34 protein-coding genes are annotated in these 26,692 nt (G+C 36.4%); 15 read left to right on the top strand and 19 right to left on the bottom strand.

The window, feature by feature from the left end:
• Window positions 1–21: 21 nt before the first annotated feature.
• Genes LPC15_RS02720 through trxA (LPC15_RS02750) form a run of 7 tightly spaced genes read left to right on the top strand, consistent with a single transcriptional unit; the run spans window position 22 to window position 5,810 of the window.
• A complete protein-coding gene (locus LPC15_RS02720; RefSeq protein ID WP_229235180.1) occupies window positions 22–267 on the top strand; it encodes a hypothetical protein in 246 nt (81 codons plus the stop codon).
• 53 nt (window positions 268–320) lie between these two features.
• Complete coding sequence (locus tag LPC15_RS02725; protein ID WP_229235181.1) at window positions 321–1,079, top strand: AAA family ATPase; 759 nt, start codon at window positions 321–323, stop codon at window positions 1,077–1,079.
• A gap of 45 nt (window positions 1,080–1,124) precedes the next feature.
• A complete protein-coding gene (gene cdhD / locus LPC15_RS02730; RefSeq protein ID WP_229235182.1) occupies window positions 1,125–2,483 on the top strand; it encodes a CO dehydrogenase/acetyl-CoA synthase subunit delta in 1,359 nt (452 codons plus the stop codon).
• 2 nt (window positions 2,484–2,485) lie between these two features.
• Window positions 2,486–3,892, top strand: coding sequence for an acetyl-CoA decarbonylase/synthase complex subunit gamma (acsC, locus tag LPC15_RS02735; RefSeq protein ID WP_229235183.1), 1,407 nt, complete (start codon window positions 2,486–2,488; stop codon window positions 3,890–3,892).
• 47 nt (window positions 3,893–3,939) lie between these two features.
• Window positions 3,940–4,725: an AAA family ATPase gene (locus LPC15_RS02740; RefSeq protein ID WP_229235184.1), complete on the top strand. Its 786-nt coding sequence runs from the start codon at window positions 3,940–3,942 to the stop codon at window positions 4,723–4,725.
• Window positions 4,706–5,389 carry a DUF166 domain-containing protein gene (locus LPC15_RS02745; protein ID WP_229235185.1) on the top strand — a complete coding sequence of 228 codons (684 nt, stop codon included), beginning with the start codon at window positions 4,706–4,708 and terminating at the stop codon, window positions 5,387–5,389. The genes LPC15_RS02740 and LPC15_RS02745 overlap by 20 nt, the downstream gene beginning before the upstream one ends.
• The gene (gene trxA, locus LPC15_RS02750; protein ID WP_229235186.1) at window positions 5,376–5,810 is read left to right on the top strand and encodes a thioredoxin; all 435 of its coding nucleotides are present in this window, start codon (window positions 5,376–5,378) and stop codon (window positions 5,808–5,810) included. Before LPC15_RS02745 ends, trxA (LPC15_RS02750) begins: the two co-directional genes overlap by 14 nt.
• Here trxA (LPC15_RS02750) and LPC15_RS02755 read toward each other — a convergent pair.
• The 10 genes from LPC15_RS02755 to LPC15_RS02795 all read right to left on the bottom strand — a co-directional run bounded on the left by LPC15_RS02755 (window position 5,797) and on the right by LPC15_RS02795 (window position 13,727).
• The gene (locus LPC15_RS02755; RefSeq protein WP_229235187.1) at window positions 5,797–6,180 is read right to left on the bottom strand and encodes a 30S ribosomal protein S6e; all 384 of its coding nucleotides are present in this window, start codon (window positions 6,178–6,180) and stop codon (window positions 5,797–5,799) included. The genes trxA (LPC15_RS02750) and LPC15_RS02755 overlap by 14 nt on opposite strands.
• A 41-nt stretch (window positions 6,181–6,221) precedes the next feature.
• Entirely contained in the window at window positions 6,222–8,012 is a 1,791-nt protein-coding gene (gene infB, locus LPC15_RS02760; protein ID WP_229235188.1) for a translation initiation factor IF-2, read from the bottom strand.
• A complete protein-coding gene (gene ndk, locus LPC15_RS02765; protein ID WP_229235189.1) occupies window positions 7,990–8,460 on the bottom strand; it encodes a nucleoside-diphosphate kinase in 471 nt (156 codons plus the stop codon). The genes infB and ndk overlap by 23 nt, the downstream gene beginning before the upstream one ends.
• Window positions 8,436–8,615, bottom strand: a complete 180-nt coding sequence (locus LPC15_RS07005) for a 50S ribosomal protein L24e (protein WP_420709484.1) — start codon at window positions 8,613–8,615, stop codon at window positions 8,436–8,438. Before LPC15_RS07005 ends, ndk begins: the two co-directional genes overlap by 25 nt.
• A 91-nt stretch (window positions 8,616–8,706) precedes the next feature.
• A complete protein-coding gene (locus LPC15_RS02770; RefSeq protein ID WP_229235190.1) occupies window positions 8,707–8,916 on the bottom strand; it encodes a 30S ribosomal protein S28e in 210 nt (69 codons plus the stop codon).
• Between the two features lie 6 nt (window positions 8,917–8,922).
• Window positions 8,923–9,291 carry a 50S ribosomal protein L7Ae gene (gene rpl7ae / locus LPC15_RS02775; protein WP_229235191.1) on the bottom strand — a complete coding sequence of 123 codons (369 nt, stop codon included), beginning with the start codon at window positions 9,289–9,291 and terminating at the stop codon, window positions 8,923–8,925.
• A gap of 214 nt (window positions 9,292–9,505) precedes the next feature.
• Complete coding sequence (gene gltA / locus LPC15_RS02780) at window positions 9,506–10,912, bottom strand: NADPH-dependent glutamate synthase (protein WP_229235192.1); 1,407 nt, start codon at window positions 10,910–10,912, stop codon at window positions 9,506–9,508.
• Window positions 10,905–11,735, bottom strand: a complete 831-nt coding sequence (locus LPC15_RS02785; RefSeq protein WP_229235193.1) for a sulfide/dihydroorotate dehydrogenase-like FAD/NAD-binding protein — start codon at window positions 11,733–11,735, stop codon at window positions 10,905–10,907. The genes gltA and LPC15_RS02785 overlap by 8 nt, the downstream gene beginning before the upstream one ends.
• Window positions 11,732–12,616 carry a methylene-tetrahydromethanopterin dehydrogenase N-terminal domain-containing protein gene (locus LPC15_RS02790; protein ID WP_229235194.1) on the bottom strand — a complete coding sequence of 295 codons (885 nt, stop codon included), beginning with the start codon at window positions 12,614–12,616 and terminating at the stop codon, window positions 11,732–11,734. The genes LPC15_RS02785 and LPC15_RS02790 overlap by 4 nt, the downstream gene beginning before the upstream one ends.
• Window positions 12,617–12,917: 301 nt before the next feature.
• Window positions 12,918–13,727, bottom strand: a complete 810-nt coding sequence (locus LPC15_RS02795) for a carbon-nitrogen hydrolase family protein (protein ID WP_229235195.1) — start codon at window positions 13,725–13,727, stop codon at window positions 12,918–12,920.
• 111 nt (window positions 13,728–13,838) lie between these two features.
• Between LPC15_RS02795 and LPC15_RS02800 the strand changes: the two genes are divergently transcribed.
• The gene (locus LPC15_RS02800; RefSeq protein WP_229235196.1) at window positions 13,839–14,513 is read left to right on the top strand and encodes a hypothetical protein; all 675 of its coding nucleotides are present in this window, start codon (window positions 13,839–13,841) and stop codon (window positions 14,511–14,513) included.
• A gap of 10 nt (window positions 14,514–14,523) precedes the next feature.
• Here the strand turns inward: LPC15_RS02800 and LPC15_RS02805 are convergent, their stop codons facing one another.
• Window positions 14,524–15,531, bottom strand: coding sequence for a methanogenesis marker 2 protein (locus tag LPC15_RS02805; protein ID WP_229235197.1), 1,008 nt, complete (start codon window positions 15,529–15,531; stop codon window positions 14,524–14,526).
• Window positions 15,532–15,791: 260 nt separating this feature from the next.
• Window positions 15,792–16,055 (bottom strand): DUF2098 family protein, encoded by a 264-nt coding sequence (locus LPC15_RS02810; RefSeq protein ID WP_229235198.1) that lies wholly within the window; start codon window positions 16,053–16,055, stop codon window positions 15,792–15,794.
• Window positions 16,056–16,229: 174 nt separating this feature from the next.
• Here LPC15_RS02810 and ftsZ point away from each other — a divergent pair, with 174 nt between their 5' ends.
• On the top strand, window positions 16,230–17,378 hold the full coding sequence (gene ftsZ, locus LPC15_RS02815; protein WP_229235199.1) for a cell division protein FtsZ: 1,149 nt from the start codon (window positions 16,230–16,232) through the stop codon (window positions 17,376–17,378).
• 29 nt (window positions 17,379–17,407) lie between these two features.
• Here ftsZ and LPC15_RS02820 read toward each other — a convergent pair whose 3' ends face one another.
• A complete protein-coding gene (locus LPC15_RS02820) occupies window positions 17,408–18,319 on the bottom strand; it encodes a TIGR00269 family protein (RefSeq protein WP_420709485.1) in 912 nt (303 codons plus the stop codon).
• A 42-nt stretch (window positions 18,320–18,361) separates the two neighbouring features.
• Window positions 18,362–19,771, bottom strand: coding sequence for an acetate--CoA ligase family protein (locus LPC15_RS02825; protein WP_229235201.1), 1,410 nt, complete (start codon window positions 19,769–19,771; stop codon window positions 18,362–18,364).
• A 130-nt stretch (window positions 19,772–19,901) separates the two neighbouring features.
• On the opposite strand from LPC15_RS02825, the gene LPC15_RS02830 reads away from it, so the two are divergent.
• Window positions 19,902–20,678, top strand: a complete 777-nt coding sequence (locus LPC15_RS02830) for a proteasome assembly chaperone family protein (RefSeq protein WP_229235202.1) — start codon at window positions 19,902–19,904, stop codon at window positions 20,676–20,678.
• 14 nt (window positions 20,679–20,692) lie between these two features.
• Complete coding sequence (locus LPC15_RS02835; RefSeq protein WP_229235203.1) at window positions 20,693–21,052, top strand: Hsp20/alpha crystallin family protein; 360 nt, start codon at window positions 20,693–20,695, stop codon at window positions 21,050–21,052.
• A 52-nt stretch (window positions 21,053–21,104) separates the two neighbouring features.
• On the opposite strand, the gene hisF is transcribed toward LPC15_RS02835, so the two are convergent.
• Window positions 21,105–21,932 carry an imidazole glycerol phosphate synthase subunit HisF gene (gene hisF, locus LPC15_RS02840; RefSeq protein WP_229235204.1) on the bottom strand — a complete coding sequence of 276 codons (828 nt, stop codon included), beginning with the start codon at window positions 21,930–21,932 and terminating at the stop codon, window positions 21,105–21,107.
• A gap of 99 nt (window positions 21,933–22,031) precedes the next feature.
• Here hisF and LPC15_RS02845 point away from each other — a divergent pair, with 99 nt between their 5' ends.
• On the top strand, window positions 22,032–22,334 hold the full coding sequence (locus LPC15_RS02845) for a ferredoxin-thioredoxin reductase catalytic domain-containing protein (protein WP_229235205.1): 303 nt from the start codon (window positions 22,032–22,034) through the stop codon (window positions 22,332–22,334).
• A gap of 380 nt (window positions 22,335–22,714) precedes the next feature.
• Here the strand turns inward: LPC15_RS02845 and LPC15_RS07010 are convergent, their stop codons facing one another.
• Both LPC15_RS07010 and trxA (LPC15_RS02850) read right to left on the bottom strand, forming a co-directional pair.
• Window positions 22,715–22,804: a 4Fe-4S binding protein gene (locus tag LPC15_RS07010; RefSeq protein WP_420709486.1), complete on the bottom strand. Its 90-nt coding sequence runs from the start codon at window positions 22,802–22,804 to the stop codon at window positions 22,715–22,717.
• A 96-nt stretch (window positions 22,805–22,900) separates the two neighbouring features.
• Window positions 22,901–23,302, bottom strand: a complete 402-nt coding sequence (gene trxA, locus LPC15_RS02850) for a thioredoxin (protein WP_229235206.1) — start codon at window positions 23,300–23,302, stop codon at window positions 22,901–22,903.
• Window positions 23,303–23,444: 142 nt separating this feature from the next.
• Here trxA (LPC15_RS02850) and LPC15_RS02855 point away from each other — a divergent pair, with 142 nt between their 5' ends.
• From LPC15_RS02855 to LPC15_RS02865, 3 genes are all read left to right on the top strand, one after another.
• Entirely contained in the window at window positions 23,445–23,897 is a 453-nt protein-coding gene (locus LPC15_RS02855; RefSeq protein WP_229235207.1) for an Lrp/AsnC family transcriptional regulator, read from the top strand.
• Window positions 23,898–24,019: 122 nt separating this feature from the next.
• Window positions 24,020–24,859: an AAA family ATPase gene (locus LPC15_RS02860; RefSeq protein ID WP_229235208.1), complete on the top strand. Its 840-nt coding sequence runs from the start codon at window positions 24,020–24,022 to the stop codon at window positions 24,857–24,859.
• A 23-nt stretch (window positions 24,860–24,882) separates the two neighbouring features.
• A complete protein-coding gene (locus tag LPC15_RS02865; protein ID WP_229235209.1) occupies window positions 24,883–25,572 on the top strand; it encodes a RibD family protein in 690 nt (229 codons plus the stop codon).
• Here LPC15_RS02865 and fdhD read toward each other — a convergent pair.
• Together fdhD and LPC15_RS02875 are read right to left on the bottom strand one after the other, a co-directional pair.
• Window positions 25,539–26,282, bottom strand: a complete 744-nt coding sequence (fdhD, locus tag LPC15_RS02870) for a formate dehydrogenase accessory sulfurtransferase FdhD (protein ID WP_229235210.1) — start codon at window positions 26,280–26,282, stop codon at window positions 25,539–25,541. The genes LPC15_RS02865 and fdhD overlap by 34 nt on opposite strands.
• 60 nt (window positions 26,283–26,342) lie before the next feature.
• Complete coding sequence (locus LPC15_RS02875; protein WP_229235211.1) at window positions 26,343–26,582, bottom strand: NifU family protein; 240 nt, start codon at window positions 26,580–26,582, stop codon at window positions 26,343–26,345.
• Window positions 26,583–26,692: the final 110 nt, after the last annotated feature.

Here is a 26,692-nt window from a genome sequence, read left to right on the forward strand (position 1 = left end):
TGAACTTGGAGGTGAAAAATAATGGAGAAAAAAAAGTTAAAATTAAAACTTAAAACGCCTAGTAAGGAGAAAAAGACTGAGCCCCCCACAAGTACAACGCAACAAGCTGCAACTCAACAACCAGCTCCTATAGCACCGATGGGCGGGTTTAGTATGCCCCAATCGCAGGCTGTTGAGGGAGGCATTAAGATCATTCTAAAGAATGCTAAGATAGAAATAGGTCAGGTAATCTTAAAAGGCAAAAAAGAGGAGAAAGAAGAGGAATAATCTTTCCTCTTTTCCTTTATTTATACTGTTTAAATTGTTGATAGGTAGATTACATGACGAAGATAGTTGCTATATCAGGGAAAGGTGGGACGGGTAAAACGATATTATCTGCCATGCTGATAAGATATCTTATTGATACTAGAAATAATAAGAGTATTTTGGCAGTAGATGCCGATCCTGATGCTAATTTATCTAACGAATTAGGTGTTAAAGTAGATAAGACTATTGGTGACATAAAAGAGTATATGGAGCGAAATAAGATCGATATTCCTGGAGATAAGATGTTACATTTCGAAGCTAAGGTAATGGAGTCTTTGGTAGAAGAGAAAAATTTTGATTTTCTCGTTATGGGCAGGTCTGAAGGTCCTGGATGTTATTGTTATGTAAACAATCTTCTTAGAGAGGCTATCTCTAATTTAGTAGATAACTATGACTATGTAGTTATAGATACAGGTGCAGGATTGGAACATTTTAGCAGGCAGGTAATAAAAGATATCGATACTCTTTTGATAATAACGGATCAATCCAAAAATAGTATTAATACCGCACGAAGTATAAAAGAGATTAGTGATGAGCTAAATTTGAATATAAAAAATATATACATTGTTGCAAATAAAGTATCTAACAAAAGTGTCGTTGATTTGATCAAGAAATATGCATCTGAGATTTCTTTAGAACTTATTGGAGCATTACCTTTAGATGACAACATCGTTAATATAGATCTAAATGGTAAGACGATATTTGAGATACCAAAAGAGTCTCCTATATACAAAGAGGTCATACAGATTGCAAAAAAGATCGGATTGCCATAATTTATTGATTATGTATAAAAATTATTTTATAAAGAGGGAAAATAAATGTCAGAGAATAAAGATCTAAGTTTAAGCCTTAAAGATATCCAAAATATGCTGGATAACTATGGGGTAGAAGAATTAAAAGATATTAAGATAGAAGGGGATCTGGAGATCGAGGTAGAGCCATTATCAGGAGGGGTTAGTATCACACCTGAGATGCTACAATCGATGGTCGTTGCAAACGAGGCTAAACAGGCAGTTTATCATATATCCAATCTCTTTAAAATGTTTGGATTATCTCTATCATTTCAAGATATATCTACGATACCAACGCCTGTTCAAGCCCCTGTTACAGAAGAAGTCCTAAAACCAAGGTTTAAGCCGTTAGAAAACCTAATAGCGAAAAAATTCAATGTTAGCAAAGACGAATGGAGATTAAAGGTAGAAGAGATAACGTTAGGTGCAACAAAGACAGATGGCGGGACAAGAGGCAACGTTATAAAGATAGGCGGAGAGCAGGCAATGCCGTTCTATTGTTGGGATGGCAATATTCCCAACAGACCCGTAGTAGCTTTAGACGTGTTCGATATGCCTATTTCTCTTGCTAAAGCTGTAAAAGTTCATTATGAAGATGTTGTGCATGATCCAGGGGATTGGGCTAGAAAAGCCGTCAAAGACTACAAAGCGGATATGGTGACGATCCATCTTATCAGTACAGATCCTCTTATAAAAGATACACCGGCAAAAGAGGCTGCTAAGGCTGTTGAGGAGGTTTTACAGGCTGTAGATGTTCCAATTGTGATAGGGGGGTCTGGAAATCCAGATAAAGATCCAGAAGTCTTAGAAAAAGCTGCAGAAGTAGCAGAGGGAGAAAGGTGTCTAATTGCCTCGGCAAACTTGGATATGGATTGGGAGAGGATTGGGAACGCTGCCAAGAAATACGGTCATAATATCCTATCATGGACGCAACTAGATATGAACAACCAGCGAGAACTGAACAGAAAATTATTAAAAGTGGTTGAAATGCCTAGAGATCGGATTGTGATCGATCCAACAACTGCTGCGCTTGGTTATGGTCTTGATTATGCTTATACAAATATGGAGAGGATACGTCTTGCTGCATTAGGCGGCGATGATGAGTTAAGTTTCCCAATGTCTTCAGGAACGACCAACGCTTGGGGGGCAAGAGAGGCATGGATGATAAATTCGCCAATGCCTGAAGATTCTGATTGGGGTCCGAGAGAGTTCAGAGGTCCTTTGTGGGAGATATATACAGGGCTGCCTCTTGCCATTGCAGGGGTTGATTTGTTTATGATGATGCATCCTTTATCCGTCCGTGTTCTTAAGGAGACAACACAGACGCTTCTTGGTATGATAGAGGGCGAAAAAGTAGATATCTCAAATTGGATAAAGGAGGTATAAAGATGAAGGTACAGAGTCCGTTAGAGGTTTATAATTATCTTCCAGGTACCAACTGTAAGGAGTGTGGAGAGGAGACATGCATGGCATTCGCTTCTAAGCTTATTGATCGTTCTAAAACGTTAGATATGTGTAAAGAGATCTTAGACGAGGCTTATAAAGAAGAGTATGAAAAATTAGAAGATATGCTTTCTCCTGAGATAAAGGAGATAATTATTGGTGTTGGGGATAAAGCTGTGAAGGTTGGTGGTGAAGATGTCTTATACAGGCACCAGTTAACCTTTTATAATCAACCACCGTTTGCATATGACGTAACAGATGTAATGAGTGAGAAAGAGATCACAGAACGAGTAAATTTTGTTAACAATTACAAAAAATTCTACGTTGGCAATTTTTTAAGACTGGATATGATTGCAATACGTAGTGTCTCAGATGATCCTGAAAAGTTTAAAGAATGCGTTAAAAAGGTAAAGGATCTGACAGAGTTACCTATCATACTTATGTCTTTCAATCCGGATGTTTTAGATGCTGGGTTGGAGATTATTAAGGATAGAAGACCTCTTGTATATGCAGCAAACGAGGATAACTGGCAGAAGGTTGCAGAACTTATAGATAAATATAAAGTACCGGTCGTATTGTTCTCGCCAGATCTAGACAAACTATCGTCTCTAGCGAAAACGTTTGTTGAAATGGGGATGGATGAGCTTGTACTTGATCCAGGTACTTATCCTTCTGGAAAACAGTTAATGGGCACATTTGAGAGGTTTATCAAACTAAGACGAAGTGCTATCAAAGATGGTAACAAAGATGTGGCGTTTCCACTCATAGGCATACCGGCGATCTCTTCATTGATAAGCAAGGATAAAGATGAGTTTGAACAGGCTGTCTCCGAATCAATATTGACGATATTAGAGATTTTAAAGTATGGCGATCTATTGGTATTTCATAATATCGCACCTTACGCCATCCTACCGGCTATCCATCTAAGATTTAACATATACACAGACCCGAGATCTCCTGTACAGGTTGATGCTGGTTTATTCAAGATGGGCAATCCAGACGAGAATTCTCCTCTCTTCCTGACAACAAACTTTGCACTTACATACTTTACAGTGAAGAGCGATCTGGAGTCTAATAATATAGATTCTTATCTTCTAGTAGTAAACACAGACGGTATCGGCGTGGAGGCATCGGTTGCTGGTGGCCAGTTGAATACTGGCAAGATAAAAGATGCTATAGAGACTACGAAAGCAAAAGAGGTGATAAAACATAATACTTTGGTACTCCCAGGGCTTGCTGCTAGATTATCTGGTGCAACGGAGGACGAAACAGGTATGAAAGTTTTGGTAGGTCCGACTGATTCTGGTAGAATAGCCAAATGGATGGAAGATCACTGGGAATCAGATAAATGATCTTTTATCTATTTTAATTTTTTATCTTTTAATATAGGGGTGAATTTTTGAAGATTGCAATAGCAGGTAAGGGTGGTGTTGGAAAGACTACGTTGGCAGGAGTTTTGGCAAGATTATTCGGGGAGGATGGATACTCTGTTATAGCGATAGATGCAGATCCTGATATGAATCTCGCCTCTTCAATAGGGATTAAAGATATACCAACGCCTATAATCGAACATAAAAAACTTATAGAGGATAGAGTGGGTGTAAAAGGAGGAATTTATAAACTTAATCCCAAAGTGGATGATATAATCGATAGATACAGTACAGAAGGACCAGATAATATAAGACTCCTCGTAATGGGGACAGTTAAAAAAGGAGGCTCTGGGTGTTATTGTCCTGAGGCAGCCTTTTTAAGAGCCCTAATGCGGCATACTGTTACTAAACGGGATGAGATAATTATTATGGATATGGAGGCTGGAATAGAACATCTTGGGAGAGGGGTGGCAGAGAGTGTCGATGCGATGATCGTAGTTGTTGAACCAGGAAAACGCGCAATTGAGACAGCAGAAAGGGTAAAACAATTAGCAAGTGATATAGGTATAAAAAATGTTTTTGCGGTAGGAAACAAAATATCTAATAAAGATGAGGAAAAATTTATAGAAGAAAGCCTTTTTAATTCAGGAATAACACTATTAGGCACGATTCCATTTGATTTAGAGCTAATTAAGGCAGATAGGGAAGAAATTTCAATTTTAGATTTTAATTCTGATTCTAAGATTATAAAATCTATACAACATATAAAAGAGAGGTTACAAGAGAGGTTACCTGTTGAAAATAGGAGTAATTAAAAGAGGAAAATACGGATCACGTCTTATAGATACTTTAAAAAACCATTCCCCATTTGATGTAGTCTCTATTGAGGTACAAGAGGATCTACCCTCGTTTATCGATTATCCTGAAGATTATATAGATAAAGATCTTGGGTTCTTCAGAGATTCTGATCTAATAATCTCGTTTGCTTTACATATCGATCTAGACTTATATATTGCAAAATTGTGTGCAAAAAATAATACCGAGTTGCTAATTCCTGGAGAGGAGAATGTTTGGCATTCTGAAAGATCTGCTTTGGTAAAAGAGCTGAAAAAAACAGGTGTCACGTTTGCATTTCCCAGGATCATGTGTATGCTTGGTGAGAAGAGTTCTCCTGTATTAGGGGAATATTCTAAACTATTTGGTATACCTATATTCAAATGTAAGATCGAGAACGGACGGATAGTATCCTGTAAGGCGATTAAATCTGCTCCATGCGGAGCGTCTTATTTTGTAGCTAAAAATATTCTTGGTTGTTCTGTAGAAGAGGCTCCGCAACAAGCGGCATTATTTGCTCAATATTATCCTTGCCGAGCACCAAGAGGTTACAATTATGTTGCTAATGAAGTAGAAGGGATACATCTGGCCGGAGAAGTTCATAAAAAAGCTATGGAGGATGCAATAAAAGATGAAAAAAGATAATTTTGAGGAAGATAAGACTATAAAAGAGATCAAAAAGAAGAAAATGGAGGAAATTATGAAAAAAATCAGTGAACAAGAAGAGTATAAATATTTAGACAAACCTGTCATAGTAAATGAGAAAAATTTCAACGAATTTATTTCTAAGTATCCTAACGTGATGATAGATTGCTGGGCTGAATGGTGTGGACCATGCAGGATGGTTGCTCCTATTATAGATGAGTTGGCTAAGGAATATCGTGGAAGAGTGGTCTTTGGAAAGCTTAATACCGATGAAAATAGCAGACTGGCAATGAAGTTTGGAATAACGGCGATACCAACATTTTTATTCTTTAAAGATGGAAAAAAAGTAGATACAATGATCGGCGCCCTTCCAAAAGAGGCATTTGAGCAGAGACTGAAAAAAGTCTTTATTCTGTCTTAAGCTTACCGACCGCTTCTTCTATATCAATATTCCCGTATTGAGATATGACTGTATTCAATTGGACGGTATCTCCTGTAACTCTTCTTCCGCAAACCATCTTTCTTTTTCTTTCACCTTTTCTTTTCTGTTTATATCCAACTCCATTCTTCCTGAACAGCACTTTTTTCTTATCCCCACCAGGCAAATCTGCCCGCATTGGAGTTCCGTCTTTATTTGATCCGCCGGTTACCCTTAATTTGTATCCTTTTAATCCAATCTTACTGCCATCAAACTCTTTTCCTATCTCTAAACCCAAAAATACGTTCTCAGTATCTATCTGATACGCCTTTCCTGTATTTTTATCCGATATTACTAATTTAATTTTTGTCATAATTATACACTCTCTTTTAAAGATTTTTGATTTGCTATCTCTTATTTAGCCCAAAAAGGGTTATCTTTTCTTTTTAAACTGATAAATTGGTTAAAAGCCTCGATTTCATCTGCTGATAATTTACCGTACAATTCTTCTTCTATTATTTTCGCATGTTTTTCTGGTATATCGACGTACAATGTATCTCTCTCTTTTATATGCCTCCCTACTATCACGGATTCTATAGATATTGCAACCTCTTGATTCTTCCCTGCAATTTTCAAATTCTCATTCTTATCCTGTATCTGTTTAATTTTTCCGGAATATTTTCCAGCTTTGTTTATTAATGTTACTCCGGTCTTTATACTACCTGCTAACACTTTTACACCCACTATTGCTGGCTTGCTACTTCTGAATATACAGTTAGGCAATATTTCAATGATACCCGGTTTGACGATAGCTTCAACCTTTTCTTGCTCCTTAATTTTTTCTTGCTCTTCTATCCATTCTGTATATTCATCTATAAGTTGATAGATTACATCTCCAGTGAACACCTTCACATTAGATTGTTTTAAATATTCGCTTGCGTTTGGTAGTATATCTACGTTGAAACCGATTATAACCGCATAAAGGTCGTTTTCTACTATATCCGCCTCAATTATATCTCGTTTTGAGATGTTACCCAGGTTTGCCATCTTAATAGATATGTTTTTAGCACTCAACTCGTTAATAATCGCATCAAGGCTTCCTATCGTATCTGCTTTTACTATTACTCCATCTTTATCAGTACTGATCATTATCTTTTCTAATCTTGCATCTATCTCTTTTTTTATCTCATCTACGCTTCTTTCATCAGAGACAACCATTATAGGAGATCCTGCCATGGCATTTTCCAAATTTGGGGCAACAATCTTTATACCAGCAGCTGCATTGACTTTTTTAACGTTCTTAAATTTTTTTTCAAACCTTATATCGGTTCCAGGTTCTGTCTTTAACAAAGCCCTCACTTTCGTCTCTATAAATACATTATCTCTCCCACTAAGTATGATCGTATCGCCTATCTTTAGCTCACCATCATATATTATCGCATTTATAGTAGTTCCTAATCCTTTTTCCTCTTTTACCTCTACTACGACACCCTCTGCTGGACCCTCTGGATATATCTTAAGACTCTCCTCTAAAAACCGTTGTGCAAGACCAACCAGAACAAGAAGTAGATCGGCAACACCTTCTCCTGTTTTTGCACTTATAGGAACCACACAAATATTCTTACTAAAATCCCTTATCTTATCGAATCTATCAGCACTGAATTGGTAATCGTAGAGCTGACCTATAAACATATACAGCCTATCATCTAATAATTTTCTGCTAGATTCCGATTGTTTATCGTACGAATCGAGAAACTTTGCATTTTTATATGGCCTCCATCCTTCTATCTTATCTATTTTATTAGCAGCAACAACAAACGGAGTTTTATAATTTCTTAGGATGTTTAGGGATTCTATAGTTTGAGGTTTAAATCCTTCCGTTATATCCACAACAAGAATAGCTAAATCTGCCAAAGCACCTCCTCGATTTCTAAGTGTAGTAAATGCATGATGACCGGGTGTGTCTATAAAAAGAAGACCTGGAACCTTATAATGCAATTTTACTCCACATAAGTCTTTTATAATCTTGATAGGGATCTCTGTGGCACCAATATGTTGAGTTATAAATCCAGCCTCCTTACTCTGTATACTACTTCCTCTTATCTTGTCAAGTAGGGAAGTCTTCCCATGATCAACATGGCCTAAAACACAGACGATAGGAGTTCTTATAACATATTTGGATCTATTCATAAAGCCAATCTTCATCGATTCTTCTATAATTGATCATCTCTTTTTTTGAAAAATGTTGTTCTATCTCTCGTTTTGCAGATTCGTGTGAATCTGACGCATGAATAACATTTCTGCCGAGATCTATCCCATAATCTCCTCTTATAGTTCCTGAAGCAGCATCTTTTGGATCTGTCTTTCCAACCATAGACCTAACGATTGATACTGCACCTTTTCCCTCGATGACCATTGAGACAACAGGACCAGATGTTATAAAAGAGACAAGGTTTTTATAAAAATTTTTGTCTTTATGTTCTGCATAATGCTCCTCCGCCTCTTTTGTCGTCATTCGATACATCTTTAATCCTTTTATCTTCAATCCTTTCTGCTCAAATCTCTGAATAATCTTGCCAACTATACATCTCTGCACTCCATCAGGCTTTATCATAACAAATGTCTCTTCTAAACCGTTTTTTTCTTCACCCATCTTACTTTCCTCGGAACTCTGCCTAATTTTAGCATATTTTTTTGGCATTTTTTTGAACAAAAACGAAGTACGGTCCCATCGTTCTTTACGTAAACTTTCCCTTTTCCTATAGGTATTTTCGCCTCGCAAAAATTACAATTAAACTCTTCTGTCATATTATAAAACCTCAAAACATATCAATCGAGAATTCTTAATCCCCGATGTATTAGATAGTAAAAAAAGAATAACGAATCTAATTTAATCTATCTATTTTATCGAAAGTTTTCTTGCCTCTCTTGATGACTCCATTAAAATCAGAACGTCTCCTACCTTCACTCGCCCAAGAACGTTTCTAGTTATCATCCGTCCTTTGTTAGGACCATCTAATACTTTACATCTTACTTGAATTGCTTCCCCATGCGTTCCTGTCCTACCTACAATTTCTATCACTTCTGCCATCGCTCCCTCATCTGCCATATCTCATCACTTTAAAGATTTTATTTTTTTTATTAATCTATCCAGCGCATCTCTGCTCTTAACCAGATCGATGATCGCTGCGGTTGCAGTAGGTACAGTTAATCCACAAGCGTTACCTAGCTCATTTTTATTTTTAATGTAAATATACGGAACTCCTTTTTCCTCACAGAGCAGAGGAATATGTGCGACTATCTCCTCTGGTTTCACATCTTCGCTTATGTATACTAATCTTGCCATTCCTCTCTCAATAGATTTTGTAACCTCGTTTGTACCTTTTTTAATCTTGCCCGTATCTTTCGCCTCGGCCAGTATATCCAACGATTCTTTCTCCAACTCTACAGGAACATCAAATCTAACAAATATTGGTCTTACCATTTTTTAAAACCTCTTTCAAGTCATATTAAATATGCTCTCATTATTCATTGGTATGAAAACCTTCCAAAATCAAAGTTTTAATCCTGCATAGCATAAATGATAAATGTAAGATTAGATTGTTAAACCAATCGCTCTTTGCGACATACCTTTATACTACACAAGATTAAAAAACATGTATCTTCTCATTTATATACTTTTTTCCTATCTCTCTGATTTAAGAACTTAAAAATTTATCTATTGCCCTCGCTGCCTTTTTTCCAGCACCCATCGCAGATATCACGGTTGCTGCCCCTGTTGTGATATCTCCACCTGCATATACCTTATCTATGGAAGTTTTTCCGTTATCATCTACCACGATGGTTCCTTTCTTAGATATTTTTAATCCCTTGGTATTATTAGGTATCAACGGATTGGGCGTGTTTCCAATGGCAACAACTACCGTATCCACATCCATCAAGAATTCTGACCCTTTTATAGGGACAGGTCTTCTTCTTCCGCTCTCGTCTGGTTCTCCTAACTCCATCTTGATGCATTCAATCTGTTTTACGTTGCCTTTCTCGTCACCTATATATCTAACAGGATTGGTAAGAATATGGAACTCTACCCCCTCCTCTTTCGCATGTTCTACCTCCTCTTTTCGGGCAGGCATCTCTTCTTCGGTTCTTCTATAGATTATCATCGATCTCTCAGCACCTGCTCTAAGCGCGCATCTTGATGCATCCATAGCAACGTTTCCTCCTCCTATCACGGCAGTTACTTTACCTACTTTGATAGGAGTATCGTATTCCGGAAACTTGTAAGCCTTCATCAGATTTATTCGAGTTAAAAATTCGTTCGCTGAATAGATACCATTGAGATTTTCTCCCGGTATGTTCATAAACATCGGCGAACCTGCACCAGATCCTACAAATATCGCATCATACTCGTCTATTAATTCGTCCATACCTATCGTCTTTCCTACTACTACGTTTGTCTCTATATCAACACCTAATTTTTTGATATACTCTACTTCTCGATCTACTATACTCTTAGGAAGCCTGAACTCTGGAATTCCGTATCTAAGCACCCCGCCTGTATCGTGTAGAGCCTCAAATATCGTTACATTATATCCTAGTTTTGCTAAATCTCCTGCTGCGGTCAGACCCGCTGGCCCAGATCCTATTATAGCAACTTTTTTATCTTTTTTCTTTAAAGGATCGACTGATTGTTTTTTCACAGAATAATCCACAACAAACCTTTCTAATCTACCTATAGATACAGGATCTCTCCCTTTTCCTTTACCAAGCCGACAATATTTTTGACATTGTTGTTCTTGCGGACAGACCCTTCCACATATTGCAGGAAGGTTGTTCTTCTCTCTAATTATATTTAAGGCGTCTTCCATCCTTTTTTCTCTTATACATTTGATAAAAGCCGGTATGTCGATCTCTACAGGGCAACCATCGATACATATCTCTTTACCCTCCTCTCTTTTACATTGAAGACATCTTTCTGCCTCTTTTATAGCAACCTCCATATCATAACCGAGAGCAACCTCATCAAAGTTTTTTATCCGCTCTTTTGGATCCTGTTGCGGCATTGGATAAGAGAGCTTAGGGATCTTTTTTTTACCATCAGCCATTTTTTAGCCCCTCTAAAGATACCTTCTCTTCTTCAAGAAATCTTTTGTTTCTTGCGATAAGATTATCAAAATCTACCTGATGCGCATCAAAATCCGGTCCGTCTACACAGGCAAACATTGTATTTCCTCCAACTTGTACCCTACATCCACCGCACATACCTGTACCATCTATCATGATCGGATTGAGGCTTACTATCGTCTTTATTCCATACGGCCTTGTAACATCGGCGACGACTTTCATCATAATGATAGGACCTACAGCCATCACGATATCTATCTTCTTTCCATCATCTATTAACTCTTTCAAGACATCGCTGACGAAACCTTTCCTACCTTTTGTCCCATCATCGGTCGTTATATAGAACTCATCACTCATTTTTGATATCTCTTCCTCAAATATCATCAGATCTTTTGTTCGAGATCCAACGATAGAGATTACGTAATTGCCTGCCTTTTTAAACGCTTTGATCTCAGGATATATCAATGCTATACCGACTCCTCCACCTATACACACGACAGTGCCATAATTTTTTATCTCAGTCTCTCTCCCTAACGGTCCTACCACATCTAGGATTTTATCGCCCTCATTGAGCATACCAAGCTTCTTAGTTGTCTTTCCTACCTCTTGTACCACGATTGTTATAGTACCATTCTCAACATCGCTATCAGTTATAGTTACAGGTATCCTCTCACCATGATCATCAATCCGTAATATCACAAAATTTCCCGGTTTAGCATTTTTTGCGATCAATGGTGCTTCTATCTCAAATAACTTTATATTTTCAGCCAATGTTTTCCTTTTTTTGATATCATAATTCTTCATTTTAGATCTAGGATCTCTTTTGCTTTGTTAAATGCATATTTATAATCGAATATTCCTTTCTTAGCATCTTTGGCAGCCTGTAACATGGCGATCTCTACCTTGTATTTCAAATCTCCAACTGCCAACGCACCCAAACCGTATATCCCAGGAACAATCTCTTTTCCATCAGAAGAAAGCTCTAATCCTTCTATACCTAATGGTGGGTTTGCATTTACATCGGCTACTACTTTACATCTCTCTAATTTCCCTAACATCTCTTTATTGACCAGACATACACCTGCTTTGCCTGTCGCGATGACCACATCGGCATCTTTTATAGATTCCAATATCTCATCATCGTTTGAAGCCTGAACTCCTTTCATCTTGAAACCTGACTCTTTTTCTAGTTCACCAACAATCTTCTCTGCTCTTTCCTTTTTCCTTGATGTAATAACTACCTCTGCACCTTCTGATGCACAAATCATCGCGGCTAATTGTCCCACTTGACCTGTACCTGCTAAGATAACGACTTTTAATCCTTTAAGGCTATAATTATTCTTTACTAATAATTTCTCTATCTTAGCAACGAGTGCGGATGCAGTCGTATGTCCTCCTCTCGGATCTACGATTACTGCTATCTCAAACGGGGGAAAGAGCGTCTTTTTTATATTTGTCAGGATTTTTTTTGCCTCTTCGTCGTCTTTACCGCCGACGAATATCGTAGTATGTGCAACACCTTTTACTCCTCTTGGAAACATAGCATCTTGTGTTAATGTTATAGCACTCTCAGCGGTTACTTTTGCGTATGGTACTACTATATCGAAACCTGCATCGTACGATATCAGTATGTCAAAAGGTGTTGTATATTCATCCGTGTCGAACAGTAGTAATATATTTTTCATTTTAGATCACTTGGATTTCAAGAACTTCTTATCTCAATATAAATTTTTCTAATGATGAAACTTAAAACAAAAATTTATATAATCTGTTGTTGTAATGTTAAATTATACTACAGCCATACATGGGAATGGAATTGAGATGCCTGTTATTCTTAACTTCTCAGTATAGAGGATATACCGAGGTTATAAGAGGACATTGCCAAAAGAGATAGGTAATACGTCTGATAGGAGCAGTAAGCTTATAAAGCGAGTGCTTGGTGATACATAAGATGAGACCAGATATCTCTTTTTCTCATATTTAATCCTATTTTATGATATCCGTCTGCTTGATTAACAGTTTATATGCTTCTGGAACTCTATCTGTTAAGGAATAATTCTCTTTTCGTATCTCTTTCAAAAGGTCTATATCAAGATCGGCAGTAACGACTTCTTCCTTATTCTCATCTGTTGAATACTTTAATATCCCCCATGGTGCAACGATAAGACTTCTTCCGACAATTTTAAGCCCTGTGATAGACTTACCGATTCCTCCAGCCTTTATTATATAATAACTGTTGTCATAGGCACGAGATATATATAATGCTCTTCTTGCGTCTTTAGTTGGATCAGTATCTCTGTAAAATGATACTACCGGATTTAATACAATATCTATATTCATTAATCCTAATATCCGGCACATCTCTGGATACAATACGTCAGCACAGACTAAAACCCCGATACGTCCGATCGAACTCTCAAATGCATTTATCTCTCTACCTGGAGTTATGCCTAATGCTCTTTCCCCTCTTGTGGGGTGTATCTTTACCTGTTTCCCTATCAAAGATCCTTTTTCATAAATATAAGCTATGTTATAATATCTTTCTTCTATCTCTTCTAAAACGTTACCTAATATTATTATTCCATATTTTTGAGAGATATCTTTTAAAAAACTCAATGTATCTTCTTTATTTTCATCTAACGTTTTTAAAAAATTGCTATCCATCGAAAAATATTCTGGAAGACATATTATATCTGAATTTTTGGATATTGCTCTTTCTATAAGTTTTTCTATCCTTTTAAAATTCTTCTTTACTTCTTTATCCTTTTGTACTTGTATTGCAGCTGCTTTGATCAACGTTATACCTCCTCTTAATTAAGACTATTACTATAACAGAAAAATTATAGTAATATTTTATATAGTTTTAAATTAGATAATAAAGATTAAAGATAGAATGAGGCTAAATATATGGAAAAAGATAAAAAAACAGATCTGTTAGAAAAAGGAGCTATAGTTCAGAGGGATTATGAGACGTACGCAGTTGCTCCTCACCTGCCAGGAGGCATATGTGATCCCCAAACTTTAAGAAAGATTGCAGATGTTGCAGAAAAATACAATGCCAAAGCATTAAAGTTGACATCCGCTCAACGGATTGCTATTGTTGGTATATCTGAGAACGATATAGATAAAGTATGGAAAGAGCTTGATATGCCACCAGGGCATGCTGCCGGATTATGTGTGAGAAGCGTAAAATTCTGCCCTGGAACCACATTTTGTAAAAGAGGAAAACAAGATTCTGTAAAGTTAGGTATAGAGCTCGATAAAAGATATCATGGAATCAGCATGCCCGCCAAATTTAAGATAGGCGTCTCTGGTTGTACAAACTGTTGTGGAGAATCAAGAATCAAAGATTTAGGCTTTATAGGTAGGCCTAATGGATGGGAAGTTGTTGTTGGAGGATCTGCTGCCGCATCGCCAACGATAGCACAGACGTTAATGAAAGACTTAACCAATGATGAAGCGTTAGAGCTTGCCGATAAAGTGATAAACTATTATAAAAATTCCGATACGAAACAAAGGTTGGGAAAATATATAAACAAGATAGGATTTGATAAATTCAAGGAAAATGTACTCAAGGGATGAAACGTAAATCTTATAGATATTGCTGTTTACTTCTCGATTTTATTTTTGTTATTCCTTCTTTATTAAAATCGAATAACACTCCTTCTTCGTCTCCTTTTTTAACTATAAATTTTTTATCTTTTGTAACGTTACCTATCTTCTTGGAAGACATTGTAGTCTCCTCGAAGAGGGAGATTACCTCATCCGTATTCTGTTTTTTACAGGTTACTACAAATCCTATACCTCCTACTGGATAGAGATTAAGCCATTCTTCTAGGCTAAATCCTTTGGGTATAGGTATCTCATCGAGATCGACGATAGCACCCATATCACTTACTTCAAGCAACATGCCGGTTGTACCTAGTATTCCGGGATTACTCAGATCCTTTCCTGCTGTTACCAACCTTCTTTTACCGAGAACGCTCATAACTTCTATCTGTTTTTTTAAAGTATCGTTATCCCTCTGAGTCACTGTATCCCAACATAAAGGACAACTAGGGTATCTTCTTCCGTTTAAATCGATTGCTACAATTATATCGTCATTAGGAGATGCAGTATGGCTATATATAACAGAATCTTTATCTGCTATTCCGACTATCGCAACAACTATCGAATTGTATGAAGTATCTGGGTGCGTATGCCCTCCAACTACAGGTATTTTTAATTTCGCTATTGCATCTCTCATTCCTCTTAATATCTCCAAGCAGGTATTTTCTAAATGCATAGATAGAATATCTACCATAGCAAGTGGTTTTCCGCCCATAGCGCATATATCATGTATATTAACGAGTATTGCACAGTATCCAGACCAGTATGGATCTTTCTTTATAAGATCTTCCATAATACCGTCTGCAGAAATAAGGATAACTTCTTTACCATGATCTAAAACGGCGGCATCCTCTCCAAACGAGGCTATTATCAATGGAAAATTGGATATATCGTTCAAATAGTTTGTGATAAAACCAATACTCTTCTTTCTTTTTATTCCTCTGAATTCTTTTATCTCTTTTATAAGGTCGTCTAATCTCATCTTTGTCATCTATTCTTAAATGGTTAAATATATATATTTATTGCTATATCGAATATTTATTGCTATATCGAATATAAGTTTTAAGCCAAGAATCGTATTATCAGGAAGGGATGCTCTATAAAAATAGAGGTTGAGAAGAGTATAGAATAATGAAAAGCGGGTAAAGATCGGCATCTCTTTTATGATATGCTCACAAGGATAAACCGAACTGAGATAAAGGCTTTAGACTATCTGTCAATAGATCTATTAAATTGTTCGATACGGCAGTTTTAACCCCCTCCACCACAAACCTCATCAGAGATTTTTGATAAATCCATCTTCTTCTCCTCCTCAAGTTTTGTCTTTATCTCTGATAAAGATAGATCATTCTTTTCTGCACTTTCTTTAATGCTAGCCTGTTTTAACAGGTCCGTAATATAGTATAATCCGTTGTCAAGTAATGCCCATTTTCTTCCACTTTTCTCTTTTATTTCTTTAACAACACCTTTAGTGCCTGTATTAGCATAGATTACTACATCACCAATCTCTACCATCTTGCCACCTCTTTATTCTGTTCTTTATTCATATTTATATCTATTATTCTAATTGTATTTATAAGTTTTTGTTTAGAAATAAAAAGAATTAAGCATATAAAAAATATTATAGAAATCTATTTATAACAGAATAAACAAAATAAAAAACGTATAAAACTATACGGGGGTGGGGTGTTGGAATCATTTGTAAGAGAAGCGTTTAAACAAAACAAGAGTGAAATTACCGAATCGGGAATAGATGGTAATATTATAGAGGATACCGGTGATAAAAGTATAAAAGAATACATGAAAAAGCCGAGAATTGTAGTTGTAGGTTGTGGTGGTGCTGGAAACAATACAATAAACAGATTATATAGTATGGGAATTAAAGGAGCAGATGCTATAGCGGTTAACACTGATGGAATACATCTAAACGCTATAAAATCAGATCGGAAGATACTTATAGGCAAAAAGTTGACAAAAGGGTTAGGTGCAGGAGGATTTGTTGAAATCGGTGAAAAAGCTGCGGAATTATCAAGAGATGACTTTGAAAAGATATTTACGGATGTAGATCTTGTCTTTTTGACTGCAGGAATGGGTGGAGGAACCGGTACTGGTGCCTCTCCAGTAATAGCAGATGTTGCAAAGAGGATGGGAGCAATTGTGGTAGCAATGGTATCAGCACCATTTATGGTTGAAAGAGCAAGAAGAAACGTGGCAAAGAATGGGATTGAAAATCTAAGACAATCCGCTGATACGGTTATAGTATTGGATAATAACAAACTTTTGGATTATGTGCCGAATCTTCCTCTTGATCAATCATTCGCAGTTATGGATTGTTTGATTGCAGATACTATAAAGGGATTAACAGAGACTATTACACAGCCTTCTTTGATCAATCTTGATTTTGCAGATGTTAAGACGATAATGAACTGTGGCGGATTGGCAGTAATGCTTGTAAACGAGATAGAGAGACAAAGAAGGTCTGTGGGATCGACCAAACAGATCGTTGGTCATCCTCTTCTTGATGTAGATTATACAGGAGCAAAAGGATGTCTATTACACCTAACTGGAGGAAAAGATATGACATTAAGAGAGGCGGAAGAAATAGCAGACTTGGTTACCTATTCGATAGATGATAATGCAAATATAATCTGGGGTGCAAAGGTAATGGATGATTTTGATGGAAAGATAAGGGTACTCGCCATAATGACAGGTATTTCATCCGATCAAGTAGTGCCTGACAAAAAGTCTTCAGATGAGATTAGGGATTTAGATTTAGATAGCTCTTATAAAAATCAAAACAGAAGTAGAAGAGCAGACGGATCGATAGAGTGGTTATAACTTATAAAACCTTATAAAATATTTTAATTTTACCCTTTTTTTATATCTAATAAGAGATTACAAGATTGACATATCTCTCCAATACAAGGTGATTTGCATATCTTACATCTTTTCAGGTTCTTTTCGCCATATTTTACTCTTAAAAGGTCTTCTAACTCATAAAAAGATTTCATTATTGCATATCTTGTACCAGGATGCCTTTCTTCAAGATTTTTTATAATCTGCCTTACCTCGAATCTCATCGCCTCGTTAATATATGGACAACGCTCTTTTTTTGTGGGAAGATCTTTCAACTTGGCATATAATACTACTTCCTCTTCAGGAATGCTGTTTAATGGTTTTAATCTTGGTATAAGTCCTTCTTGAACTTTAGATGGCAAAAATCTTGCAAGTCTTTCTATATCACCTCTAATAAGATTCAATAGAATGGTTTCCGATTCATCGTTCAAATTATGTCCTGTTACTAAGACCGTGGCATTTTCTTCTAATGCTAACTCGTTAAGCAGCTTTCTCCTCAAAACGCCACAAAAACTACAAATTCCTTTCTCTCGTTTCAAGGAAGCGATCTCATCTGTAGTATATCCAAAATATTCCTTAAAGCTGGCTATCCTCTGTTCGATACCCAATCTTTTCGTTAATAATTTAGAATTCTCAATAGATCTGTCTCTATATCCAGTTATACCCTCGTCTATGGTTATAGCAACTATCTCTAAATTTTTCCAATTTTTAAATACATTTTTGATTGAATAAAGCGCCACAGAGCTATCTTTTCCACCACTTAAGGCTACAGCTATCTTATCTCCTTTATTAATCTTTTTTTTTCTTATTGTCTTTCTTATTCTTCGTTCTACATCTTCTTTAAAGTGTTTCTGACACAGATGCATTCCTGAATATCTTTGGAAATAAAACGATTCGTAAGAACACTTATTACATCTTATCATATCGAACCGATATGCTTCACGCAGGCAAGACAATCTAAAGACTTATCTTCTCTTGAGGAAGGACCAAATAAATCTGCTCATGACACGTGCCGCCCTGATCGTAGAGGGGTATACAGGTATACCAGCTTTGAGAAGTCTTTCTTGCACATCATGAACAAACGGTGCCACCTCTGGATCGCCACTTGAACGCACCACCACAACGAGAGGTTTATCTATACTCTTTTTCTCTTCGATGATGGTATCGATCAGCATATCTACCATTACGTTTGTTCCACGGTAGAGCCCAAAAGCTACCGTAGTGTATACAAAAAGAAAATCAATTCCTTCATAGTCAGCCAACGTCTTGAGAGCTCTAGAAAAGATGTCTAGATTCCATCCTGAGGTTGACAAGTCTACTGGATTTCGTACACTCGTTCCTGGATCTACCTCCTCAGGGACGATCTCTCTTAGCTTTTTCTTCATTTTATCTGGGAGTGAAGGTACAGATAAACCTTCATTTTCACAATTGTCTGTTGCTAGGACACCAAAACCTCCACCTACACCGATGATTCCTACCCGTTTTCCCTTTGGCGATTTAAGATGCTTAAACGCTAAAGCCATATCAACCAACTCTTCAAGATCTTGAGCCTGCACTATGCCCAACTGATCAAAGAACGCATTCCAGATGGATCTATCACCAGCCAAAGCCCCCGTGTGGGACGCTACAGCTCTTCTTCCTGCATCACTCACCCCTCCTTTAAGTATGATTATAAATTTTCTTTTTGCAGCCTCTTTCAATGCATTAATAAGGCGCTTTCCATCCTTTGTCCCCTCAAGATAGATTAATATAATATTTGTTTGTGGATCATGAGCAAGATACTCTATGAAATCACACTCATTCAAATCTGAGGCATTTCCAAAGCTAATAACCTTACTAAAACGGAGATCTCTAACCGACCCAAGTTGGACCAGTTCGACAGAGTTTCCTCCACTCTGGGATAGGAAAGCCACATCTCCCTCTTCTTTGGGAAAGGAATTATCGAAAGATATTCCAGACCTAGGGCAGTATATTCCCATACAGTTCGGTCCTATAATTCTCACCCCACCTTCGCGAGCAATATCTACAATCTCTCTTTCAAGACGGATTCCTTTTTCTTCTCCTGTCTCACTAAAACCTGAGGTGAAGAGATGAATAGATTTTACTCCCTTTATTACACATTCTCTCATTAATTGAGGAGTAAGACTCGCTTTAATACAGCAAATAACATGATCTACAGGCCCTGGAACGTCTAAAATGCTGGCATATGCCTTTAAACCAGATATTTCTTTTACTTTGGGATTTATGGGATAGATCTCTCCTTTATACTTAAATTCTATTAAAGGATCTAAAAAAGCCAGTTTGGCAAAATTCGATTCAGAGACACCCACCACCGCTATCGACCTGGGATTGAAAATATACTCAATATTCTGCATTATTTTACCTTCTTTTTTAATTTATGTAATATACTTTTTGTATATAAAAATTTGTTCCTCTTACATCGGATCAAGATATCTAATCTTTAAATCAACAAAATTTATATTAATCTAAATTATTATTACTAATATGAACGATAAAAATCTGAATAGCGAGGTAAGAGTAAAGGTTATAGAAGAAACTGATAAAAGATTTAATAATCCGGTAATTATAGTAGGTTTTCCAGAAGTTGGTCTCGTGGGTACTATAGCAACGTCTTTCATGCTCGATAAGTTAAATTTTGAAGAAATAGGTTATATCGACTCAGAACTTTTCCCTCCTCTTGTAGTGATTCATAACGGCGACATAAAAAATCCTGTTCGGATTTATAGTGATAAAGATGGAGGAATCATTGTGATCCTATCTGAAATAGCAATATCACCATCGATAATATCTCCTTTAGCCGAATCTCTTGTAGATTGGTTTAAAAGAAAAAACGCAAGTTCGGTCATATTATTGTCTGGTATATCCGTAACTAACCGTTTAGAAATCGAAGAGCCTGAATGTATCGGGATAAGCAACACAAAAGAGACAAAAGTTATGCTTAAGAATGCAGATATTGAAGAGATGTTAGAAGGTTTTTTGATAGGAATATACCCAGAATTATTGAAAAGATGTAAAAAAGAAGGGGTACCAGGAACCCTCCTTCTCTCTCAATGCTTCCCAAATTACCCTGACCCAGAAGCAGCTGCATCTGTTCTTAAATCGTTACAAAAACTTATTAATATAAAAATAGACCTAGAAGAATTATTTGTGAAAGGCGAAGAGATTAAAATGAAGGCAAGAGATCTTATGCAACAGACTAGAAGAGTGATAGGTGATATACAAAAAAATATAGAACAGAGTCTTCCCATCATGTATGGGTAGGGGAGGTGACGATAATGTTTGAAAAGATAAATGAGATAATGTGGATGGATAATGGATGTTTAGAACCATTGTACGAGATAGAAGATTTAGATGATAGATTTTTAATAACTTTTGATCTTCCTTATGTAGATAAAGATAATATAAATTTATACGTTGCGGAAGATTCCATAGAATTAGAGGCATCCATGAAAAAAACTCTTTGTTGGGAGAGATGGGGCACAATTCAAAGAAAGATTATATTTAACCAGTTTAAAAAACAGATTAAGCTACCTGAAAAAGTAAATCCTGAGAAGACCACTGCATGGTTTAAAAAAGGAGTGTTAAATATCGATTTACCAAAATTTGAAAAAAAGCATTTAGTCATCAAAATTTAAAAAAAAGAGAATTAGATAAAAATCGAATTGAATATTAAATATAAGGTAATTCTTATAACCTTACAGGGATCCCTCTATCGAATAGATATTTTTTGATATCTGCCACGGTGTATTCTCCAAAATGAAATATGCTGGCAGCAAGACAAGCATCGGCTTTACCATCCTTAAATCCATGGTAAAAATGTTCAAGCGTTCCTGCTCCACCTGATGCTATAACCGGTATATCCACGCTCTCGGCTATCGCTTTAGTGATAGGTATATCATACCCATTCTTTGTACCATCCGTATCCATGCTGGTCAGTAATATCTCTCCAGCACCAAATTTTTCCGCTTTTTTTGCCCAAGATATGGCATCGATACCCGTTCTTTCTCTCCCTCCATTGATCATCACCTCGTACCAACATTCACGACCCTCCACATCTATACGGTTCTTATCCAATAAATTGACATCTTGATCGCTGAAAAATCGCCTCTTACAGTCTATTGCTACTACGATGCATTGAGATCCAAAGATATCTGAACCTTGCTTTATAAGATACTGATCTTTAACTGCTGCCGTGTTGATCGATATCTTATCTGCACCCGCTTTTAAGATTGCATTCATATCATCTATAGATCTAACGCCACCACCAACTGTTAACGGTATAAAGACCTCTTCGGACGTTTTTTCTATGACGTCTATCATCGTTTTTCTACCCTCGTTAGAGGCGGTTATATCCAAAAACACAAGCTCATCCGCCTGCTGATCGTTGTACTCCTTAGCCAATTCTACAGGATCTCCTACCTCTCTCAAATTGGTAAATTCTATACCTTTTACGACCGCACTACCATTCTTATTTAAGGTTACGTCAAGACATGGTACTATTCTCTTAGTAAGCATTTTATCCTATAATTTATCAAATTCTATATTTAAAATATTCTCTATATTAAGATTTTATAAAGGTTTATCTTTATAATTTCTATAAATATGGTGTTCTAAATGGATGACAAAAATGATATAGATAAGATAAAAGATGAAATAAAGAAATTTATAGAGAGATACGCACAAAAAAAAGGATACGTGCTTAATCCAGACAAAGAAACCTTAGAAACATTAATAAACGGGCTGGCTCATAATAAGATCAAATATGGGCGAAGATATTGCCCTTGCAGAATTGTAACAGGTGATGCCACGGAAGATAAGAAGAATATATGTCCCTGCGTCTATCATGAGGAGGAGATAAAAAGGGATGGGCACTGCCATTGTATGTTGTTTTATGATAAAAAGGAAGTGATAAAATGAGTTGGAAAAGAAAATCAAAAAATAGAGAATGTAAACACGGATAAGATGTGTTGAATATGAAACTGTCTGAAATTGGTTGTGTGATGACGGGAGTGGGAGGAATATTAGTGGCTACTGGAGTAATAATTGACTGGATCACTCACGGATTTCTCAATATTCCCTTGTTAGCGTTAGCATGTGTTACAATATTTTTGACTGCTTACTTTTTTGAGCGTAGAAGAAGAAGAGAAGGTGAAAAATGAATAAAGAAGAAATATTCTATGTCGTTTTGTGGGTGATCTGCGGGATCATAATAGATTTTCAGAATATAATATTTTAATCAACACCATCTACCGATTAATTCTGGCATTATTAAATTATTAAAAAACGGAAATCAATTCTCAATCCATCACGATCAGTGCCTTATTTGGACAACATTCTACGCATTTTAGACAGCCGGTGCACTTATCGTAATTTATTCTCGATCGCATCGAAGGGGGCAGACATTGTCACATGTTCCACACCCTTTGCAATCTAAAACAGCTACCATCGGCATCCTTTTTGACTCCTGATCGATAGAACTCATCTTACCCAACGTAACCTTTGAGTTTATTCTCCAGAGCTTTCTTCGGCATCGCACCGATTATTTGATCGACAAATTTTCCATCTTTAAAAATGAGTAGTGTGGGAATTGCCGTTATCCTATATTTTACCGAGCTTGACCTATTTTCATCCACATTCAACTTTCCAAAGACGATCTTTCCTGCCATCTCCTTTGCTAGATCATCAATGATAGGTGCGATCCTTCTGCATGGTCCACACCATTCAGCCCAGCAATCTACCACGACAAGGGGAAATCTGCTTATCGTCTCATTAATAGTCTCATCGGTCACTAACAGAGGTTCGTGAGGATATTCTCCCTCTTTAAAATCTTTTATGCTTTTATATACTCTGTCGCTCGAAGTATCTTTCTTTTTAAATATATTCATAGTTCTTGTTCCTCCTTTATCTTATCTCGACAAAATTCTAAAAATTTAGATATTCATGCACTCATATATAAAGTTTTTGCTCCTTTTATTAAACAAACGTAAAGTATTAATAGAAATAATTCAATGAATATTTGATAATAGTATGGATGAACTTGATAAAAAGATATTGAAGGTGCTTCAGGAAGATGCAAGGCTCTCATATACAAAGATTGCAAAGCGAGTTGGAACTAGCACAGCCACGGTAAGCGATAGAGTGAGAAGATTAGAAAAATCCGGGATGATAAAGGGATACAGTGTGATTCTTAACTCCTCCAAAATAGGTATAACGACACTTATCGCGATTATTTGTGTGAAACCTTTATTTAGCGCGCGAGAGATAGGTAAAAAGATTGCAGAGCTAAGAGAGACATGCTATGTATATAATATAACCGGAGATTTTGACCTTATTGCCAGCTTTAAATGTTTTTCGCTTACAGAACGTGAAGAATGCAAATCGATCATCGATAAGATAAACAAAATTGACGGTATTGAGAGAATAAATACCTATATCGTCTTGGACACGATAAAAGAGGAGTCGCAGATTGGGTGGTTATGATAAAAAGATTTTTTGGAGAAAAAAGAGCCGGCTTTGCCGATGTATACTTAACCCTTATATACAAAACTTACAAAAACTTTAAGGAACCTTAATATGTATATGAAAAATTAAAAATCATCAAAATGAGGCAGATTGCAATTTATGGAAAAGGGGGAATTGGAAAGAGCACTATATCTTCGAATTTATCTATGGCTTTACGTGAGAGAGGATTAAACGTAATGCAAATAGGTTGTGATCCTAAACGTGATTCTACCCGGGTTTTAACCAAAGGTAGATTTATTCCTACGGTGCTCGACACTTACAGAAAGTTTCATGATAGCGGAAAAAAGGATACAGATATATCCCTTGATGATATCGTTTTTAGATCGGATGAAGGTATATATTGTGTAGAGGCAGGGGGACCAAAACCAGGCGTAGGTTGTGCCGGGAGGGGTGTTTTAACAGCTCTTCAAAAATTAAAAAATTTAGATGCCTTTGGTGCGTATAAGATAGATTTCGCAATATACGATGTTCTTGGAGACGTGGTATGCGGCGGTTTTGCAATGCCGATGCGTGAAGGATTTTCAAAAGAGATATACATAATTATTTCAGGCGAGTTTATGGCACTATATGCTGCAAACAATATTTGTGAGGCGATTAAAACGTTTGCAAGTAGAAGCAAAATCGGTCTTGGCGGAGTTATCTGCAATTCTCGTAATGTGTATGGAGAAAGAGAGATTGCAGAAGAATTTTCAAGAAGGATAGGATCGAAGCTTATATATTTTGTACCCAGAGATAACATCGTTCAAGATGCAGAGATAAACAAAAAAACGGTGATTGAATACGCTCCTAAATCCAATCAAGCGGATATATATAGGGATATGGCAAGGTGTGTCTTGGAGAATGATAGATCAGATATACCCAAACCGCTAACGATGGAAGAATTGGAAGATCTTGTCCAATCATATAATAAAGGTTTGTAATCCAATTAATTTAAGTGTATTAAATGAAAAAACCCTATCTGTTTGTGATCTCTGAAATGACACTTGATGGTAAACTTACTTTAAGAAGGGGTGTCTCAAGCAAGATTATTATGAATTATATGTCTAAAGAGTCAAATATCTTTTTACATAAAGAGAGAGCATCATCGGATGCCATAATGGTAGGATGTAACACCATCAAGATAGACAATTCTAACCTTACTGTAAGATACGTCAAAGGAAGATCACCGATAAGGATAATTCCTTGTTCATTTGCCGATATTCCATTAAATTCAAACGTTTTAGACAAAAGTGCACCTACTATAATCGTAACATCTAAAAAAGCGCCTGCAAAAAATATAGATGCGATACGTAGGAAAGGAGTGGAGGTTATGGTATGCGGTGAAGATAAGGTAGATTTTAAACTCTTGATGGAGAATCTGTATGCCATTGGAATAAAAAAACTGATGGTGGAAGGCGGACCGACTATTCTATGGAATATTCTAAAGGATCAATTGGTTGATGAGATAAAGATAATACATCTACCGATACTAATAGGTGGAAGAGATGCACCATCTTTGGTTGAGGGCGAAGGTATAAAAGATCTATCTGATATATTCTTTGCTAAATTAAAAGGAGTGAGAGTATTGGGCAAGGATCTCCTGACAGAATATAAAATAATCTACAAAAAAAGTACTCGCCAATCGTTGGTATAAACGTTAAATCTATTTTTAGATGCAAACCCGATTAAAGTTACATTAAAATCGTTTGCTATATTTATTGCAGCATCTGTCGGGGCAGATAATCCTATAATAATGGGAAAACCGCCCATTATAATCTTATTCATGATAGATTCTGTTTCTCTGCAGGATACAACAATAATACTTGATAGAGGATCTATACCATTTAAAAAAGACATGCCTATCGCTTTGTCTATGGCAGAATGCCTGCTTATATCTTCAACAGCCATAAACGTTTTTTTTTGACAAATTCCTACAACATGAGTACCTCCTGTCTTTTTAAACAAAAAACTATTCTCATCGAGCTTTCTTACTAAATCTAAAACCAAGTTTTTTGATATAGTTAGTCGGGAAGTTATCTTTTTAGGTTTAATTTCGTAGATGCTATCGTTCCAGTCGAAGATCTTATTTTCAGTAGAAATATCGACGATGTAGGATCTTTCATCCCTAGATACATCCACCTGTTGGATAAGCCTAGGATCAAACCCATTCGTTATAAAGATACCTGTTGCGAAATATTTAAAATAGCCTGGTGAGCACGAAAACCGTCTATAATCTTTACCATCAATCTTTACAAGGACATTAACCTCTTTTATAACGAGATCCGTCTTTTTAATCTTTTTACCATCGTTCCATTCGGTAATCTTTATAGTATCGATAAATGATCCGTCATCGTCTTGCTGCATAAATGTATAATATGTTTTTTATATACTTTAAAAAATATAAAATATATCAAATGGTTAAATTTAAAAAAAATCGTTGGAAGCGACCACTTTTTTTACATCAGGAACTCTCTGTTTTATTGTAGTCTCAACGAAATTTTTTAAAGTCATCTGGCTTAAAGGGCAACCACCACAAGCACCCAACAATGCTACCTTGACAACACCATCTTCTAACCCTAAAAATTCTACCGATCCTCCCTCCATTGCCAAAGCTGGTTTTATTTCCTTATCAATTACCTCTTTTATTTTTGTCTCAGTATCCATGATTTGGTCTTTTCTTTAAAATCGTATATATATATTTTTCTAATATTCTGCTTTTTGATATAATACGCAAATGATAATATTTATAAGAGGAGAAAGATCAGTTAAAAATG

Source organism: Candidatus Methanoliparum sp. LAM-1 (assembly GCF_020885915.1).
In the GTDB taxonomy this organism is placed as follows: domain Archaea; phylum Halobacteriota; class Methanoliparia; order Methanoliparales; family Methanoliparaceae; genus Methanoliparum; species Methanoliparum thermophilum.

Coding starts and splice junctions, on each gene's coding strand:
- LPC15_RS07005 (WP_420709484.1), bottom strand. CDS start 8,615: ATGACAGAAGAGTTTAATTGTAATTTTTGCGAGGCGAAAATACCTATA.
- LPC15_RS07010 (WP_420709486.1), bottom strand. CDS start 22,804: ATGCGATCGAGAATAAATTACGATAAGTGCACCGGCTGTCTAAAATGC.
- LPC15_RS02820 (WP_420709485.1), bottom strand. CDS start 18,319: ATGATAAGATGTAATAAGTGTTCTTACGAATCGTTTTATTTCCAAAGA.
- LPC15_RS02855 (WP_229235207.1), top strand. CDS start 23,445: ATGGATGAACTTGATAAAAAGATATTGAAGGTGCTTCAGGAAGATGCA.
- LPC15_RS02830 (WP_229235202.1), top strand. CDS start 19,902: ATGAACGATAAAAATCTGAATAGCGAGGTAAGAGTAAAGGTTATAGAA.
- LPC15_RS02835 (WP_229235203.1), top strand. CDS start 20,693: ATGTTTGAAAAGATAAATGAGATAATGTGGATGGATAATGGATGTTTA.
- trxA (WP_229235206.1), bottom strand. CDS start 23,302: ATGAATATATTTAAAAAGAAAGATACTTCGAGCGACAGAGTATATAAA.
- LPC15_RS02755 (WP_229235187.1), bottom strand. CDS start 6,180: ATGACAAAAATTAAATTAGTAATATCGGATAAAAATACAGGAAAGGCG.
- LPC15_RS02800 (WP_229235196.1), top strand. CDS start 13,839: ATGGAAAAAGATAAAAAAACAGATCTGTTAGAAAAAGGAGCTATAGTT.
- LPC15_RS02860 (WP_229235208.1), top strand. CDS start 24,020: ATGAGGCAGATTGCAATTTATGGAAAAGGGGGAATTGGAAAGAGCACT.
- infB (WP_229235188.1), bottom strand. CDS start 8,012: ATGAAGATTGGCTTTATGAATAGATCCAAATATGTTATAAGAACTCCT.
- LPC15_RS02845 (WP_229235205.1), top strand. CDS start 22,032: ATGGATGACAAAAATGATATAGATAAGATAAAAGATGAAATAAAGAAA.
- rpl7ae (WP_229235191.1), bottom strand. CDS start 9,291: ATGGTAAGACCAATATTTGTTAGATTTGATGTTCCTGTAGAGTTGGAG.
- acsC (WP_229235183.1), top strand. CDS start 2,486: ATGAAGGTACAGAGTCCGTTAGAGGTTTATAATTATCTTCCAGGTACC.
- LPC15_RS02725 (WP_229235181.1), top strand. CDS start 321: ATGACGAAGATAGTTGCTATATCAGGGAAAGGTGGGACGGGTAAAACG.
- cdhD (WP_229235182.1), top strand. CDS start 1,125: ATGTCAGAGAATAAAGATCTAAGTTTAAGCCTTAAAGATATCCAAAAT.
- LPC15_RS02810 (WP_229235198.1), bottom strand. CDS start 16,055: ATGGTAGAGATTGGTGATGTAGTAATCTATGCTAATACAGGCACTAAA.
- hisF (WP_229235204.1), bottom strand. CDS start 21,932: ATGCTTACTAAGAGAATAGTACCATGTCTTGACGTAACCTTAAATAAG.
- LPC15_RS02825 (WP_229235201.1), bottom strand. CDS start 19,771: ATGCAGAATATTGAGTATATTTTCAATCCCAGGTCGATAGCGGTGGTG.
- LPC15_RS02875 (WP_229235211.1), bottom strand. CDS start 26,582: ATGGATACTGAGACAAAAATAAAAGAGGTAATTGATAAGGAAATAAAA.
- LPC15_RS02805 (WP_229235197.1), bottom strand. CDS start 15,531: ATGACAAAGATGAGATTAGACGACCTTATAAAAGAGATAAAAGAATTC.
- LPC15_RS02770 (WP_229235190.1), bottom strand. CDS start 8,916: ATGGCAGATGAGGGAGCGATGGCAGAAGTGATAGAAATTGTAGGTAGG.
- gltA (WP_229235192.1), bottom strand. CDS start 10,912: ATGGCTGATGGTAAAAAAAAGATCCCTAAGCTCTCTTATCCAATGCCG.
- ndk (WP_229235189.1), bottom strand. CDS start 8,460: ATGGGTGAAGAAAAAAACGGTTTAGAAGAGACATTTGTTATGATAAAG.
- LPC15_RS02785 (WP_229235193.1), bottom strand. CDS start 11,735: ATGAAGAATTATGATATCAAAAAAAGGAAAACATTGGCTGAAAATATA.
- LPC15_RS02790 (WP_229235194.1), bottom strand. CDS start 12,616: ATGAAAAATATATTACTACTGTTCGACACGGATGAATATACAACACCT.
- trxA (WP_229235186.1), top strand. CDS start 5,376: ATGAAAAAAGATAATTTTGAGGAAGATAAGACTATAAAAGAGATCAAA.
- LPC15_RS02865 (WP_229235209.1), top strand. CDS start 24,883: ATGAAAAAACCCTATCTGTTTGTGATCTCTGAAATGACACTTGATGGT.
- LPC15_RS02720 (WP_229235180.1), top strand. CDS start 22: ATGGAGAAAAAAAAGTTAAAATTAAAACTTAAAACGCCTAGTAAGGAG.
- fdhD (WP_229235210.1), bottom strand. CDS start 26,282: ATGCAGCAAGACGATGACGGATCATTTATCGATACTATAAAGATTACC.